This is a genomic window from Ahrensia kielensis DSM 5890 (assembly GCF_000374465.1).
GTDB classification, from domain to species: domain Bacteria; phylum Pseudomonadota; class Alphaproteobacteria; order Rhizobiales; family Rhizobiaceae; genus Ahrensia; species Ahrensia kielensis.
Genome location: NZ_KB894531.1, coordinates 128206 through 142712 on the forward strand (window position 1 = coordinate 128206; position 14507 = coordinate 142712).

The following is a 14507-nucleotide window of genomic DNA, read 5'->3' on the forward strand; positions in this document are numbered from 1 at the left end:
AAATGGAAATTTCAGGCTTTGTCACTTATTCCGTAGCGCTGGGTATCGCGGCAGCTATTCCAGGGCCTGGTATTATTGCCTTGGTTGCACGTGCTTTGGGCTCTGGGTTTCGGCCAACCCTACCCATGTTGTTTGGTCTCGTTCTGGGCGATGTGACTTATCTGGCAGCAGCCGTGCTCGGATTGGCTTATATCGCCGCGACATTTGGATGGGTTATCGTCGCGCTCAAATATGCTGGCGCTGCCTATTTGCTCTATATGGCTTGGGGGTTTTGGCGCGAAGGCATTACAGCGGAAAAAATATCTGCCAAAAAAGTTGGCGGCACATGGTCAAGTTTTTTGGCAGGTTTGCTTGTAACTTTGGGCAACCCAAAGACAATTATTTTCTATCTTGCTCTGCTCCCAAACCTACTCGATCTAACAACGATCACACCAACGGACTTTTCAATTCTAGTGGTGCTAACTTTCGGTGTGTTGATGGTTGCTCTGCTGCCTTATATCGCGGCGGCGGGCAAAGCACGTAAGTTGCTACAAACACCAAAGGCACTCAAACGGCTTAACCGTTTTGCCGCAATGTGTTTGGCAGGTGCGGCCACCGCAATTGCAGTGCGCAGTAGCTAATCTATTTTTATATTATGCGGCAATTGATAATTGGTCGCCAGCAATCCGGTAGGATATCGCTTCTGCAATGTGAATACGGCCAACATAATCCTTATCGTCAAGATCTGCCAATGTGCGCGCAACCTTCAATATCCGGTGGTACGCACGTGCAGAAAACTTCATCTTGTCTGCAGCATCTGCAAGTAACTGCATGCCACCCTCATCTGTTTGCGCAACATCTTCAATCAGCGCCGTTGGGCAATGAGCATTCATATTAATTTCATGCTCACCCAAACTACTATATCGCTCAAATTGCCGAGCACGGGCACGGGCAACGCGCTGTGCAACCGACGCACTTGCTTCACCGGGCTTTGCGCGGATTAACTCGCCGGGCGATACGCTCGGCACTTCAACACGCAAATCAATGCGGTCCATCAAGGGACCAGATATACGCGCTTGATAATCTGTCTTGCAGCGTGCACCACGTGCACAGCTATGGCCTGGCTCACCTGCCATACCGCACCTGCATGGGTTCATCGCCGCAATCAACTGTATGCGTGCGGGATATGTTACGCGGTGGTTCGCACGCGCAATCATACATTCTCCGGTCTCTAAAGGCTGACGCAAACTATCCAAGACTTGCGGCGTGAATTCAGGAAACTCGTCGAGAAAAAGAACGCCATTGTGCGCTAAAGAAACTTCACCGGGACGGGCTTTAAACCCGCCGCCAACCATGGCCGCCATGGATGCGGAATGATGCGGGGCTCTAAAAGGCCGCCTATCTGATAATTCACCACCTGCAAGCTCTCCGGCAATGGATGCAACCATAGACACATCAAGCAATTCTCGCGGACTAAGCGGTGGTAAAATAGACGCCAAACGCTGTGCCAGCATAGATTTCCCAGAACCAGGCGGGCCAACAAGAAGCATATTGTGACCGCCAGCAGCGGCGACTTCCAATGCGCGTTTTGCCGTTTCTTGACCCTTAATATCGGCAAGATCAGGCAATGTTGATTTTGCTATGCGTGTAACGGGCTGAGGGCGTGATAAAACCTGCGTGCCTCTAAAATGATTGGCAAGGCCGATTAAACTTACCGGCGCTAGAATAGACATATCGCTATCTGCCCAAGCAGCCTCAGAGCCGCAATCATAGGGACAGATCAAGCCTTTTCTCACGCTATTTGCGGCAATAGCAGCTGGCAACACACCAGCCACCGCAGTAATCGTACCATCAAGGGAAAGTTCACCTAAAACACTATAACTGGCTAAGGCATCAGACGGGATCGCACCCAATGCTGCCATTAGCCCTAGTGCAATTGGCAAATCAAAATGGCTTCCTTCTTTGGGTAAATCTGCCGGCGCAAGATTGATCGTTACTTTTTTGGGCGGCATGGAAAGACCAGATGCATGGAGTGCCGCCTGCACCCGCTCACGGCTTTCTGCCACCGCTTTGTCAGGTAGGCCGACAATATGCATACTCATCTTGCCAGGTGCGACCATAACCTGAACATCAACTGGCACTGCATCAATGCCTTGAAATGCGACCGTCGAAACTCGTGAAACCATTTCGGCCCCCAGAATATCGGCGCAATAAAACTTAGAATATATGCGCCATCCCACCAACCTACTTTGCATAGGTTGCGCTACGGCACTTATAAACGCACACTCTGAAAAACATTGCAAGAACATTGCAAGAACAAATTAGTGTGTAGGTTGCAATTCAGTTGTATGTGGTTGTGTTATGAGAACAAACAGCGCCCAAAAAATCAGGCTCTCTGTTAGATTTTGGCTTCAATTGCATCCCAGAACAAAGCCGCAATATCTGCGCCACCAAACTTTTTCACTTCGCGCACACCAGTTGGCGATGTCACATTGATCTCAGTCATCAAACCGCCAATCACATCAATGCCCACCAGCGTTAATCCGCGCTTTTCAAGTTCCGGCCCAATGCGTGCGCAAATTTCCAACTCGCGCTCTGTCATTGTGGTTTCAACCGCCTGCCCACCGACATGCATGTTGGAGCGTGTATCGCTTTCAGCAGGAACGCGGTTAATCGCACCCACCGGCTTGCCATCAATCAACAAAATACGTTTGTCGCCAGCGCGAACATCTTTCAAATAGCGCTGGGCAATAATGGGTTCGCGCGTCAATTGCGAAAACATTTCCATCAAGGATGTCAGATTGCGATCACCTTCACGCAGATGGAACACACCAGCGCCACCGTTGCCGTAAAGCGGTTTTAAAATAATATCGCCGTGCTTTTCACGGAATGCGCGAATTTCATCCAAGTCCAACGTCACGATGGTTTCTGGCATGAGATCGCCATATTCCATCACGAATATCTTCTCAGGCGCATTGCGCACAGAACGCGGATTATTCACCACCAATGTGTCAGGGTGAACCATTTCCAACATATGCGTTGTTGTGATGTAATTCATGTCAAATGGCGGGTCTTGTCGCAGCAACACCACGTCCATATCGCGCAGACTTGTGCGTACTTTATCGCCAAGCGTAAAGTGGTCTCCCTCGACATCGCGGACTTCTAATTTTTCCATCGCAGCGGTTACATCTGTTCCGCTCATCGTCAGGCGGTCAGGCGTATAATGATAAAGCTCATGGCCACGCGCCTGAGCCTCAAGGGCCAAAGCGAAGCTTGTATCGCCAGCAATTGAGATATTTGCGATATGATCCATTTGGATTGCGATTTTCAGCGCCATGTCTTTATTCCCATAATCAGTTTTTTTTCTAAGTGCGCTCTGCAATACGAAATTACAATCCTTGAGCTATTACGTTTTAGTGAGCGCCTTTATACAAGTTGCATATTTCACGGCATATAGATGGCAGGAATATGAATGGGCCAACGCCTTGGTAGGCAAGCAATTAAATCATAACGGATCGACAATGAAGCGTAATTTTTCTGCTTTATAAGCCATTCGTCGCCTGCTGCCTCAATCCGGCGAAGCGCCGTCTGCGTTACGGCATCCATAGCCTGCTCAACACTATCACGCGCTTTAACTTCCACCATTAAAATCAATTTGCCGCGGCGTGCAATAATATCAACTTCGCCTGATTTTGTTTTGAAACGTTTGGCAACGATACGAAAGCCTTTAAGCCGCAAGCATTGCGCCGCCAGCCACTCTCCGCGGTGGCCTTTGCGGTAGGCGCGCCGTCTATTGCTTGCGCCCTCAGCCATCATTATCCTTGAAGTTTAAAAGCCGCGCATAAAGATCAGACTTTTGCAGACCTGTCATTTTTGCAGCTTCTTTTGCCGCTTTGGATGCAGACATTTCTTGCAATAAGGATTTTAAGATCGCATCTATATCTTCGTCAGAGGTTGGTGCGTCTGCTGTTTGCGATGGAGAAATAAGGATTACTATTTCACCCTTAATTGTTTCGCCCTCGAAATGCTCTGACATTTCACTGGCCTTCATCGTTAAAACAGTTTCAAAGCGCTTGGTTAGTTCGCGCCCGACACAGATCATTCTGTCTTGCCCCATTACATCGCTAATCGCCTTTAGTGAGCTGGCTAAACGTGTTGGTGCTTCAAACGCAATCAATGTTGATTGAACATGTGACAAGGCTTCAAGAAAATTACGGCGTGTGCCGTCCTTGTTTGGCAGAAACCCGACAAACCTGAAATCATCGGACGGCAATCCGGAAGCTGCCAAACCAGCTAAAACCGCCGATGCGCCCGGAATAGGGATAACCCGAAAGCCCGCTTCACGCGCTTCTAGCCCCAATCTGTAACCTGGGTCAGAAACGAGCGGTGTTCCCGCATCCGAGACCAATGCCACTGATCTTCCAGCGCTGAGCTGTTCGATCAGCTTAGGGCCAACTTTCTGCGCATTGTGCTCATGATAGGCATAAGGCTTTTGCGCGATGCCGTAACGATCGAGCAATCGCCGTGTGATTCGTGTGTCTTCGCAGGCCAGCACATCGCACGCCGCGAGCGTTTCCAACCCGCGAATTGTCATGTCGCCTAAATTACCAATTGGCGTCGAGACCAGATAAAGCGCAGGCTCTAACGGAGGCGCGCTGATTTCATGGCCTGAAATAATATAAGAATGATCGCCCATTAACTTGCCAAACTCGCAACAACACTGTTGAGCACCATGCGTCCAGATTGCGTTGCCCGCAAGCGCGTGTTGGACACAGGCTCAATCAAACCATCCATTGCAAGATTATTGAGTGTTTCTTGATTAAATGTCCGACCGCTCAATTCTTCAAATCGAACAACGTCCAAACCTTCAACAAGGCGCAGCCCCATGAGTAGCAATTCATCGCCCTGTTGTTGCCGATCCAGCTTTTCACGCTCAACAATCGCATGGCCGTTCTCACGGGTCTTCTCCAACCAGCGCTCAGGCATGCGCTCGGTAATCGTCACATTTTTAAAGCCATCATCTGCCGTAAACCGGCCATGTGCACCCGGACCAATGCCAACATAATCACCATAACGCCAATAGGTCAGGTTATGACGCGATTCTGCGCCCGGCACGGCATAGTTTGACACTTCGTAATTGGGCAGACCTGCATCGCGTGTAACGCGCTCTGTGACATCATAAAGATCAGCGGCCAAATCATCAGAGGGAATGATTAATTTTCCTGCACGGTGAAGCGCTTGAAACGGCGTATCGTCTTCAATTGTCAATTGGTACAGTGACAAATGATCCGCCGCATAGGAAATAGCTTGTTTTAGCTCGGCTTCCCAAGCCTCCAATGTCTGTTTTGGCCGTGCATAAATTAAATCAAAAGACAGGCGCGGGAAAATATCCCGTGCCAAGCCAATGGCTATTTTTGCTTCTTCAACATTGTGCAAACGCCCCAAAAACTTCAAATCCGCATCATTGAGCGATTGTACGCCCAGTGAAACACGGTTGATGCCTGCGAGCCGATAGCTACGAAACCGATCTGCTTCGACCGATGAAGGATTGGCCTCCATCGTAATTTCAATGCCATCAGGCAGACCCCAATATTTTGCAATACCGTCCAGCAAAGCCTCGACCGTTTGAGGCTCCATAAGCGAAGGCGTTCCGCCGCCTATAAACACGCTGGTAACGTTGCGCGGGCCGGTTTCATCGCGCATGGCAGCCATTTCACTTAAAAAACCCGTCACATATTCACGTTGATCGACGGGCTTATGGCGCACATGGCTATTAAAGTCACAGTAAGGGCATTTGGCCGCGCAGAACGGCCAATGCAAATAAACGCCGAAACCCGGCGTTCCGTCATCACCATTGATGTTATTCAACACCAAGGGCTTCTCTAGCAAATATCTGGAATGCGCGTGCACGATGCGACAAGGCATCTGGCTCACCGGGCTTCCAGCCGTGCTTTTCCTGCGATGTCATTTCGCCAAATGTGCGTTCATGGCCTTCAGGCACAAAAACAGGGTCATAGCCAAACCCGATATCACCGCGCGGCGGCCAGACAAGATGCCCCTGTGCAACGCCTTTATAGAACTCGCAGTGCCCATCGGGCCAAGCAAGACAAAGCGTTGCATTAAAAGAGCCAGTTCTTTGATCTGGCGTGTTTGCACCCTTGGCTTGAAGCTTTTCTTCTACATTACGCATGGCCATTGCAAAATCGCGTGTGCCATCGGGTAGTTCGGCCCAGTCGGCTGTATAAACGCCCGGATCACCATCCAGTGCATCAACACATAGGCCGCTATCATCAGACAAAGCCGGAAGGCCTGTCGCCTCCATGGCTGCAATCGCCTTCAGGCGTGCATTATGCTCAAAAGTTGTTCCGTCTTCATCTGGTTCAGGCAGACCCAGCTCACCCGCAGATGTGACTTCGAAACCAAAAGGTTCGATCAACTCACGAATTTCTTTCAACTTGCCGGCATTATGCGTGGCAATGACAAGCTTACCTTTTTCCAGACGACGGCTCATTATTCGATTCCTAAAACCTGTTTCTGCATGGCAACCAATTGCTGGATTGCGTTATCTGCATGATTATAAAGCTTATCGAACTCTTCGCGGCTAAAAGGTGCGCCCTCTGCCGTTCCTTGAATTTCAACAATGCCGCCAGAACCGGTCATCACGAAATTTGCATCTGTTTCAGCATTTGAATCTTCTGCATAATCCAAATCAGTGACGGCTTCGCCCTCATAGATACCGCATGAAATCGCCGCGATATGATCTTTAATAACGCGGGTTTTCGAGGCCATTTGGCGCGAATGCATCCAATCAAGACAATCATAAAGCGCCACAAAACCGCCCGTGATTGCCGCTGTGCGCGTGCCACCATCTGCTTGAATAACATCGCAGTCGATTGTGATTTGGCGCTCACCAAGCGCTTCAAGATCAACAATTGCGCGCATAGAGCGGCCAATCAGGCGCTGGATTTCCTGTGTGCGGCCGCCCTGTTTTCCAGACGCTGCCTCACGGCGCATCCGGTCACCTGTGGCGCGTGGCAACATACCATATTCCGCTGTCACCCAGCCTTTGCCCGTATTGCGCATCCATCCAGGAACGCGCTCTTCCAAACTGGCTGTACAAAGCACGTGCGTATCGCCAAACTTTACAAGGCAAGACCCTTCGGCATGTTTAGAGAAACCGCGCTCAAAGCTGATTTCGCGCATTTGTTCTGGCGTTCTTCCGGAAGGGCGTTTCATGGTGAACCTCTTTTATAATTAGCTATGTTGGTGGCTTCTAATGCAAACATAACAACAATCATAGGGCCGCAAACCCTTTTACTTGGCGCAATGTAGGCTCTATATAGAGGTTACCACTTGATCGATAAAAGAGAACCATGCCGAACCGCCCTCAGGACTTAATTGACAATCTTGATGATCGCTCGCGCGATATATTTAAGCGCATTGTTGAAAGCTATTTGGAAGCGGGTGAACCGCTGGGCTCTCGAAACTTGTCAAAACTCCTGCCTAACAGCCTTTCTCCGGCTTCAGTGCGTAATGTGATGAGTGACCTCGAACAGCTGGGCCTTATATATTCTCCGCATATTTCCGCAGGACGCCTGCCAACTGAGCAAGGGCTTCGGTTTTTTGTTGATGCCTTTATGGAAAACGGCACAGCATCGGAAAATGAGCGAAGGCTCATTGAAAAGCAGCTTCAAGGCGATATTCCCGATCAGGCAACAGATGCGCTCTTAACCGGTGCAAGCACCATGCTTTCGCATATTTCCAAGGGTGCGGGGCTTGTTGTTGCGGCCAAACGTGAAGAGGCGATGAAGCACATCGAATTTGTGCGCCTTGAAGAAACCAAAGCGCTGGCAGTTATCGTCTGGGATTCTGGCGAGGTTGAAAACCGTGTGCTTGAGATACCGCGCGGCGTCATGGCATCGCAATTGGCCGAAGCTGCCAATTTTCTTAATCATCATGTGCGCGGACAAACGCTCAAGCAAGCAAAACAGCAAATTGATTTGCGCCGCGATGACACACGCAAAGAACTTGATACGCTGAGCGCTGATCTTGTTGAACGCGGCCTTGCCATTTGGGCAGGCGACAACAAAGGCGCACCATCGCAATTGATCGTGCGCGGACGCTCCAATCTTCTCGAAAATCTTGAAGATGCCGCCGATGTTGAACGCGTCAAACTCTTGCTTGATGATCTTGAGCGCAAAGAAGAGATTATCCATTTACTTGAAATGGCGGAAACCGGATCTGGCGTGCGTATTTTTATCGGCTCTGAGAATCGCTTGTTTTCGCTGTCCGGTTCGTCATTGGTGGTGGCCCCTTACCGCGACTCAAATCACAAAGTTATCGGCGCACTGGGCGTTATTGGCCCGACACGGCTAAACTATGCCCGTATCGTGCCAATGGTGGATTATACAGCCCAACTGATTTCCAAAATGATCGAACGACAATGATTCTCGTGTTCGGGCTTGATTTTTAGTTCCACAGCCTCGATATGCACTGACGCATAAACTTATACTTATTTCCAATGGATACTGACCATGGCCGACGAAACAAACACGCCAGATGGCATGAGCCCAAGCGCCCGCGAACGTCTACGCAAGGCAGCTGACGAGCTTTTGAAAGCCGACCGCAAGGCAAACCGACGCGCTGCAGCAGGTAATGCTGACGATTATGCAGAGCTTGATCCAAACGAGTTCGATGACGAAGGCAACTGGATCGGCGAAGATCCGGATATGGATGCAACGCCTCAAATCGATCCGGTTGAAGCGCTGACAGCGGAAAATGCAGATTTAAAAGATCGCATGCTGCGCCTTGCTGCGGATATGGAAAACCTGCGTAACCGCACAAAGCGTGAAGTTGCGGATGCAAAATCTTTTGCCGTTGCAAATTTTGCCCGTGATATGCTTGCTGTTTCTGACAATTTGCGCCGGGCGATTGAAGCTGTAACCGAAGAAAAACGCGAAAGCGGTTCTGATGAGTTTAAAAGCCTCTTGGAAGGTGTTGAACTGACCGAGAAATCCATGCTTGGCACGATGGAACGTCACGGTGTGAAAAAGCTTGACCCAGAAGGTCAAAAATTTGACCCGAACTTCCACCAAGCGATGTTTGAAGTGCCGAACCCTGAAGTGCCGAACAACACTGTGGTTCAAGTCGTTCAATCAGGCTACCAAATTGGTGAGCGCGTCTTGCGTCCAGCAATGGTTGGTGTTGCAAAGGGCGGCCCTAAGGCACCGCCTGCCGATACGCCTGCTGAAGATCAAAGCGACAGCTAGTCGTTGGAAATCTTACCGTTTCTTGATTATGCCGGTGTTGCTGTTTTCGCAGCCACCGGCGCTCTTGCTGCATCCCGCAAGCAGGTCGATATAATCGGTTTTTTATTCTTTGCCTCAATTACAGGCATTGGCGGCGGCACGTTGCGCGATTTGGTTCTTGGCCAAGCGCCTGTTTTTTGGGTTTTAAACCCTGCCTATATTCTTGTGAGTACGGCAGTCGCCATTCTTGTCTATTTTACAGCCCATATGTTTGAAAGCCGTTACAAGCTTTTACTTTGGCTCGATGCAATCGGCATATCAGCCTATGCGGTAATGGGCGCATCGAAAGGCTATTCAGCTACAGATTCGATCAGTATCGCTATAATCATGGGCATCCTTACAGCAACATTTGGCGGCATTTTACGCGATGTATTAGCCGGCGAACCATCGGTTCTCTTGCGCTCAGAAGTTTATATTGCGGCCGTACTTTCAGGGGCTGCAACCTATACGCTTGCAACAATTCTCGGCGTGCCTTTGATTTTCGCTGCGAGCGCCGGATTTATGGTGACTTTTATCATACGCGGCGGCGCACTGCGCTTTGGTTGGACATTTCCAACCTATAAAAGTCGTCCGGGCCGAAACCCGGATGACATTATATAATCAGGCGCTTAGCAAACCTGCATCGATAGCCGCTTGTTTTAACGAAACTTGCGGGCGCGGACCAATCTGCTGAATGATGATGCCCGCTGCGAGCGATCCAAGCTTGCCGCAAATATCCAGATCAAGACCCTGCGCATAACCATGCAAGAAGCCGGCAGCATAAAGATCACCAGCGCCTGTCGTGTCTACCAGTTCATTGATCTCAATGGCCTGAATGTCATAGGTATCATCGCCGCTAATGATGACAGAGCCATCAGCACCCTTTGTAACAGCCGCAAGATCACAATCACCGCGCAGCGCTTGAAGCGCTGTGTCAAAATCAGCGGTCTGATAAAGTGATTTCAGCTCATCATCATTGGCAAAAATAATATCTACTGTGCCAGACTGCATAAGTTCGAGAAATTCTTCGCGGTAGCGATCAACGCAAAATGGGTCAGATAAGCTCATGGCAACTTTTTTGCCGTTTGCGTGAGCAATTTCAGCCGACTTTCTGATCGCATTTTTCGCACGCGGCGGATCCCATAGATAACCTTCAAAATAAACAATGCCAGAATTTCCAGCCTTGTCATCTTCAACATCTTCAGGACTAAGCTCAACGCATGCACCAAGATATGTGTTCATTGAACGCTCACCATCGGGCGTGACAAATATCATAGACCGTGCGGTTGGCGGTGTTTCTGCGAGCGGCTTGGTATCAAACGCTACGCCTTGAGCGCGGATGTCATGGCGAAAAATTTTGCCCAAATGATCATCTGCAACCTTGCCGAAATAAGCCGCGCTTGAGCCAAAGTTCGCAATGCCTGCTGCAGTATTGCCCGCACTGCCACCTGATGTTTCAATTGCCGAGCCCATGCGCTCATAAAGCAGCTCAGCGCGATCAGCATCGATCAAGTTCATCGCACCTTTAATGATGCCATTGTCATTAAGGAAATCATCTTCAGCGCGCGCGATAATATCAACAATCGCATTGCCAATGCATAGAACGTCGTAAGTAGCCATAAATACTGCTCTTCATTTGTGTTTTAATGGCTTTAGCGCGGTGTAGCACATTATAAAAGCCTTTGTTCTAAAAACGCAGCGCACTTGTTATCATGTTCTTGCAATCGAAAGACACAACACCCATCTCGTCACCATGTTGATAGCTTCTGCACAAAAAGCGATCGGAGAAATTCTCGATCCCAAATTGCGTCAAGTGTTTTGGAAAACACTGGGCCTGACAATTCTTGCACTCATCATTATCTGGAACCTTACAACCGTAGGGCTGGAGACTTTTGCAGTTCCCTTTGTTAGCGACTGGTTTGCCTCATTAAGCCTTCCGAGCTGGACGGGTACGATGGGCCTGTTTGCGGCAATTTTTGCGGGCCTTGGCTTGGCGGTAGGATTAACGTTTCTGATCGGACCAGTCAGTGCGGTGATCGCAGGCTTGTTCCTTGATGATGTTGCAGAACATGTCGAAAAACAGGATTATCCAAACGATAAACCGGGCACTGCGATGCCGCTTGGCCGTTCAATCATCATGTCGCTCAAGTTTTTTGGCATTGTTATTCTTGGCAATCTGTCTGCCCTGATGTTGCTGCTTGTTCCTGGCGTTAACTTGATCGCGTTTTTTGCCATTAATGGTTATTTGCTTGGACGCGAATATTTCGAATTTGCAGCGCTGCGACATCACGATGCTGCAACGGTGCGCATGCTGCGCTCACGCTATTCTGGCACGATTATTATGGGCGGTTTGATGATTGCAGGCTTTCTTGCCATTCCAATCGTCAATTTGATGACGCCTTTATTTGGTGCCGCGCTCATGGTGCATTTGCATAAAGCGATAGCAAGCAAGGCTGAACGCACGTCCTAGACAAAACAGATTCCCACTTTTGCTAGCAGGGATTATTTACTTACGTAATAACCTGCTGTGGCAACTCGACTAGCGCAGCAGGTATATCGCAGGTTTTTTCTTTCGACTTGCAAATATCTGCAATGACACATTTTTCGCATTCCGGCTTACGCGCTTTACAACAATAGCGACCGTGTAAAATCAGCCAATGATGCGCATGAAAAAGATATTCGTCCGGAATAATCCGCATCAAAATCGCCTCGACATCATCCGGTGTATCAGCAGGCGCAAGGCCAATGCGTTTGCCAATGCGCAATATATGCGTATCGACAGCCATCGTTGGAATACCGAATGCCATGGACATAACCACATTGGCTGTTTTGCGACCAACACCTGGTAATGTTACCAATTCTTCGCGCGTTTTTGGAACAACGGAACCAAAATCATCAATTAGCTTTTTCGATAGCAAAATGACGTTCTTGGCCTTATTGCGCCAAAGTCCGATGGTGCGGATATAATTCCCCACCGTCTCCTCGCCCAGTGCCAGCATTTTTTCAGGCGTATCGGCAATTTTAAAGAGTTCGCGCGTGGCTTTATTTACACCTGCATCGGTGGCTTGCGCCGATAATGCGACCGCTACAACAAGCGTAAAGGGATTCACGTGAAGCAATTCACCCTTAGGTTCTGGTCGCTGTATGGAAAACCTGCGGAAAATTTCGTGCAATTCTTGCTGATTATATTTGGTGCGCGGCAGGCGCTTTTTCTTAAGCGCTGCTGGTTTTGATTTCTTCGGCGCAACTGATGCGGCAATTTTTCCTTTTCCAGTCGTCATCGCGTCCTATATCCTGCTTTTATGAATAGCTCTAATTTTGACATAGGCTGGGACGGCGACGATGCAAACCCGATTTTTGCAGCGCAGCTTGTTCCATATCGATCATTATCATCATCTGGCTTTGCACTCATGATAGTTATTGTGGCTGTAATCTGTGTTTCAAATGCCTATTTTTATTTTCATTTGGGCGCATGGCCAGTTGCCATCTTTTTCTTTTTTGATGTTGCGCTTTTATATGCAGCCTTCAAATTCAGCTATCATGCTGGTCGCGCACGCGAAGAAATCACAATATCCCGAACAGCGCTAGAAGTTCGAAAAATCACGCCAAATGGACGCCAGCGCAAACATATATACAATCCATTTTGGGCCAAATTTCTCGTCGAGCGTGACGATGAAGTCGGCATTACATCAATGCGCATAACGGGCGAAGGCTATCAGTCCACAATCGGGGCATTTCTCAACCCCGATGATCGGGAAAGCTTTGCAACGGCATTCTCCCAGGCCCTTGCGAAAGCCAAGAAATGAGGCCAGTCTTTGCCCGCATGAAGCGGGGAAAACGATGCGGTTGATTTCAAAAACTATTTTCACCTTTATATTTTGGCTGAGCTTATCGCTTGTTGCTTCTGCACAATCCGATACGGCCGCTCAGTCATCAGCAAATAAAGCTATCATCAATGCCGATACCTCCGTCATTGATGATGCTGATATCGACTTGCGTATTGAGCGTATTTTAGCCGAACTGGATGGTATGAACCGTGTTTATGTCATCGTCAGCTCAGGCGTTGTAACGCTTCGCGGCGAGGTGACAGAGGCAAGCCTTGCAGAACAGGCAATCGATGTTGCCCAGCGCGTCGAAGGTGTTGTCACGGTTCGCAACGAAATCACCGAGGTTACATCCTTGCGCGAACGGCTTGTGCCTGTGTGGGAACGGCTCAATAACCGTTTCTGGCAGTCCATTGCCTTTGTTCCCTTGTTTACGGTTGCAGTCGTCGTTGGCGGCATTGTGTTTCTGATCGGGCTTTTTGTTGCTTCACGCACATGGCCATGGGACCGCCTCAGCCCAAACCAATTTATTGCCGATCTGCTTAGACAAATCATTCGTCTGATATTTTTTGTTAGCGGCGTTGTGCTCGCGCTTGATATTTTGGGTGCAACAGCGTTGCTGGGCACAATACTCGGCGCTGCAGGTATCGTCGGTCTTGCCATCGGTTTTGCAGTTCGCGACACGGTTGAAAACTATATTGCATCGATATTGCTATCGATTCGCCAGCCATTTAGACCGCGTGATTTTATCTCCATTGAAGGGTATGAGGGCTTCGTGATCAGCCTTACGTCACGCGCCACAATTTTAATGGATGCTTCGGGCAATCATATCCGCATTCCGAACTCTACGGTCTTTAAAAGTAATATTACGAATTTCAGCCGTAACCCGCATCGCCGCTTTTCATTTGAAATTGGCGTTGCGAGCGAGAGCAATCTCGACAAGGCGCTGGAGACCGGCTTGAACGCAGCCAGAGCACAGGACTTTGTCTTGCAAGAGCCTGCACCTGACGCATGGATTAGCAGTATTGGCGATTCTAATGTCGTTTTGGTTTTCACGGGTTGGGTGGACCAAACGCAAACGAGCTATACAAAAGCCCAATCAGAAACGATGCGGCTGACCAAATTGGCGCTCGAAAGAAACGGTTTTGCCCTACCAGAACCAATCTTCCGCATTATTCATCAAGGTGATGCACCAAGTGAAACACCTAAAAAAGCAGCTGCTCCAAAACTGGAAACAAGCGCGAATGAACGCGAAGATGATCACGCCAAAGATGTGCGCCCTGATGAGAGCATTATCGAACGTGTTGACGAAGAACGCAGCAATGCCGAGCGTGAAGATCTGCTGAGTGAAAATGTGCGCGATGAACTTGGGAAGAAAGAAGGTTGATTTGCATCAAGTTTCGGGTGGTTCTTGTGC

General features: G+C 49.1%; 16 protein-coding genes. 7 read left to right on the top strand and 9 right to left on the bottom strand.

The genetic code is table 11. From position 1 onward, the window contains the following. Positions 1-2 precede the first annotated feature (2 nt). Positions 3-620 (top strand): LysE family translocator, encoded by a 618-nt coding sequence (locus C504_RS0112420; protein WP_018689675.1) that lies wholly within the window; start codon positions 3-5, stop codon positions 618-620. Between the two features lie 12 nt (positions 621-632). Here C504_RS0112420 and C504_RS0112425 read toward each other — a convergent pair whose 3' ends face one another. The 7 genes from C504_RS0112425 to rph all read right to left on the bottom strand — a co-directional run bounded on the left by C504_RS0112425 (position 633) and on the right by rph (position 7215). After that, positions 633-2165 carry a YifB family Mg chelatase-like AAA ATPase gene (locus C504_RS0112425; protein WP_018689676.1) on the bottom strand — a complete coding sequence of 511 codons (1533 nt, stop codon included), beginning with the start codon at positions 2163-2165 and terminating at the stop codon, positions 633-635. 212 nt (positions 2166-2377) lie between these two features. Continuing rightward, on the bottom strand, positions 2378-3316 hold the full coding sequence (gene gshB / locus C504_RS0112430; RefSeq protein ID WP_018689677.1) for a glutathione synthase: 939 nt from the start codon (positions 3314-3316) through the stop codon (positions 2378-2380). A gap of 107 nt (positions 3317-3423) precedes the next feature. After that, positions 3424-3795 (bottom strand): YraN family protein, encoded by a 372-nt coding sequence (locus C504_RS0112435; protein WP_018689678.1) that lies wholly within the window; start codon positions 3793-3795, stop codon positions 3424-3426. Then, positions 3785-4675 (bottom strand): 16S rRNA (cytidine(1402)-2'-O)-methyltransferase, encoded by an 891-nt coding sequence (rsmI, locus tag C504_RS0112440; protein ID WP_018689679.1) that lies wholly within the window; start codon positions 4673-4675, stop codon positions 3785-3787. Before rsmI ends, C504_RS0112435 begins: the two co-directional genes overlap by 11 nt. Beyond that, positions 4675-5853: a radical SAM family heme chaperone HemW gene (gene hemW / locus C504_RS0112445; RefSeq protein WP_018689680.1), complete on the bottom strand. Its 1179-nt coding sequence runs from the start codon at positions 5851-5853 to the stop codon at positions 4675-4677. Before hemW ends, rsmI begins: the two co-directional genes overlap by 1 nt. Next, complete coding sequence (rdgB, locus tag C504_RS0112450) at positions 5840-6490, bottom strand: RdgB/HAM1 family non-canonical purine NTP pyrophosphatase (RefSeq protein WP_018689681.1); 651 nt, start codon at positions 6488-6490, stop codon at positions 5840-5842. The genes hemW and rdgB overlap by 14 nt, the downstream gene beginning before the upstream one ends. Beyond that, a complete protein-coding gene (gene rph, locus C504_RS0112455; RefSeq protein ID WP_018689682.1) occupies positions 6490-7215 on the bottom strand; it encodes a ribonuclease PH in 726 nt (241 codons plus the stop codon). The genes rdgB and rph overlap by 1 nt, the downstream gene beginning before the upstream one ends. 137 nt (positions 7216-7352) lie before the next feature. Here rph and hrcA point away from each other — a divergent pair, with 137 nt between their 5' ends. The 3 genes from hrcA to C504_RS0112470 all read left to right on the top strand — a co-directional run bounded on the left by hrcA (position 7353) and on the right by C504_RS0112470 (position 9887). After that, entirely contained in the window at positions 7353-8426 is a 1074-nt protein-coding gene (hrcA, locus tag C504_RS0112460; protein WP_018689683.1) for a heat-inducible transcriptional repressor HrcA, read from the top strand. Positions 8427-8513: 87 nt separating this feature from the next. After that, positions 8514-9248 (top strand): nucleotide exchange factor GrpE, encoded by a 735-nt coding sequence (gene grpE, locus C504_RS17865; RefSeq protein ID WP_018689684.1) that lies wholly within the window; start codon positions 8514-8516, stop codon positions 9246-9248. Positions 9249-9251: 3 nt separating this feature from the next. Beyond that, positions 9252-9887, top strand: coding sequence for a trimeric intracellular cation channel family protein (locus C504_RS0112470; RefSeq protein ID WP_018689685.1), 636 nt, complete (start codon positions 9252-9254; stop codon positions 9885-9887). Here the strand turns inward: C504_RS0112470 and C504_RS0112475 are convergent, their stop codons facing one another. Continuing rightward, on the bottom strand, positions 9888-10886 hold the full coding sequence (locus C504_RS0112475; protein ID WP_018689686.1) for an adenosine kinase: 999 nt from the start codon (positions 10884-10886) through the stop codon (positions 9888-9890). A 133-nt stretch (positions 10887-11019) separates the two neighbouring features. Between C504_RS0112475 and C504_RS0112480 the strand changes: the two genes are divergently transcribed. Further along, positions 11020-11736 (top strand): sulfate transporter family protein, encoded by a 717-nt coding sequence (locus tag C504_RS0112480; protein WP_018689687.1) that lies wholly within the window; start codon positions 11020-11022, stop codon positions 11734-11736. A 40-nt stretch (positions 11737-11776) separates the two neighbouring features. Here C504_RS0112480 and nth read toward each other — a convergent pair whose 3' ends face one another. Next, on the bottom strand, positions 11777-12547 hold the full coding sequence (gene nth / locus C504_RS0112485) for an endonuclease III (RefSeq protein WP_018689688.1): 771 nt from the start codon (positions 12545-12547) through the stop codon (positions 11777-11779). 21 nt (positions 12548-12568) lie between these two features. Between nth and C504_RS0112490 the strand changes: the two genes are divergently transcribed. Next, positions 12569-13072 carry a DUF2244 domain-containing protein gene (locus tag C504_RS0112490; RefSeq protein WP_018689689.1) on the top strand — a complete coding sequence of 168 codons (504 nt, stop codon included), beginning with the start codon at positions 12569-12571 and terminating at the stop codon, positions 13070-13072. Positions 13073-13106: 34 nt separating this feature from the next. Continuing rightward, positions 13107-14477, top strand: a complete 1371-nt coding sequence (locus C504_RS0112495) for a mechanosensitive ion channel domain-containing protein (RefSeq protein WP_018689690.1) — start codon at positions 13107-13109, stop codon at positions 14475-14477. Positions 14478-14507 lie beyond the last annotated feature (30 nt).

Excerpts from the sequence above, each read along its gene's own strand:
- rph (WP_018689682.1), bottom strand. The coding sequence starts at position 7,215 with ATGAAACGCCCTTCCGGAAGAACGCCAGAACAAATGCGCGAAATCAGC.
- C504_RS0112435 (WP_018689678.1), bottom strand. The coding sequence starts at position 3,795 with ATGATGGCTGAGGGCGCAAGCAATAGACGGCGCGCCTACCGCAAAGGC.
- hrcA (WP_018689683.1), top strand. The coding sequence starts at position 7,353 with ATGCCGAACCGCCCTCAGGACTTAATTGACAATCTTGATGATCGCTCG.
- rdgB (WP_018689681.1), bottom strand. The coding sequence starts at position 6,490 with ATGAGCCGTCGTCTGGAAAAAGGTAAGCTTGTCATTGCCACGCATAAT.
- C504_RS0112490 (WP_018689689.1), top strand. The coding sequence starts at position 12,569 with ATGAATAGCTCTAATTTTGACATAGGCTGGGACGGCGACGATGCAAAC.
- C504_RS0112425 (WP_018689676.1), bottom strand. The coding sequence starts at position 2,165 with ATGGTTTCACGAGTTTCGACGGTCGCATTTCAAGGCATTGATGCAGTG.
- C504_RS0112420 (WP_018689675.1), top strand. The coding sequence starts at position 3 with ATGGAAATTTCAGGCTTTGTCACTTATTCCGTAGCGCTGGGTATCGCG.
- grpE (WP_018689684.1), top strand. The coding sequence starts at position 8,514 with ATGGCCGACGAAACAAACACGCCAGATGGCATGAGCCCAAGCGCCCGC.
- nth (WP_018689688.1), bottom strand. The coding sequence starts at position 12,547 with ATGACGACTGGAAAAGGAAAAATTGCCGCATCAGTTGCGCCGAAGAAA.
- C504_RS0112480 (WP_018689687.1), top strand. The coding sequence starts at position 11,020 with ATGTTGATAGCTTCTGCACAAAAAGCGATCGGAGAAATTCTCGATCCC.
- C504_RS0112475 (WP_018689686.1), bottom strand. The coding sequence starts at position 10,886 with ATGGCTACTTACGACGTTCTATGCATTGGCAATGCGATTGTTGATATT.
- gshB (WP_018689677.1), bottom strand. The coding sequence starts at position 3,316 with ATGGCGCTGAAAATCGCAATCCAAATGGATCATATCGCAAATATCTCA.
- rsmI (WP_018689679.1), bottom strand. The coding sequence starts at position 4,675 with ATGGGCGATCATTCTTATATTATTTCAGGCCATGAAATCAGCGCGCCT.
- C504_RS0112495 (WP_018689690.1), top strand. The coding sequence starts at position 13,107 with ATGCGGTTGATTTCAAAAACTATTTTCACCTTTATATTTTGGCTGAGC.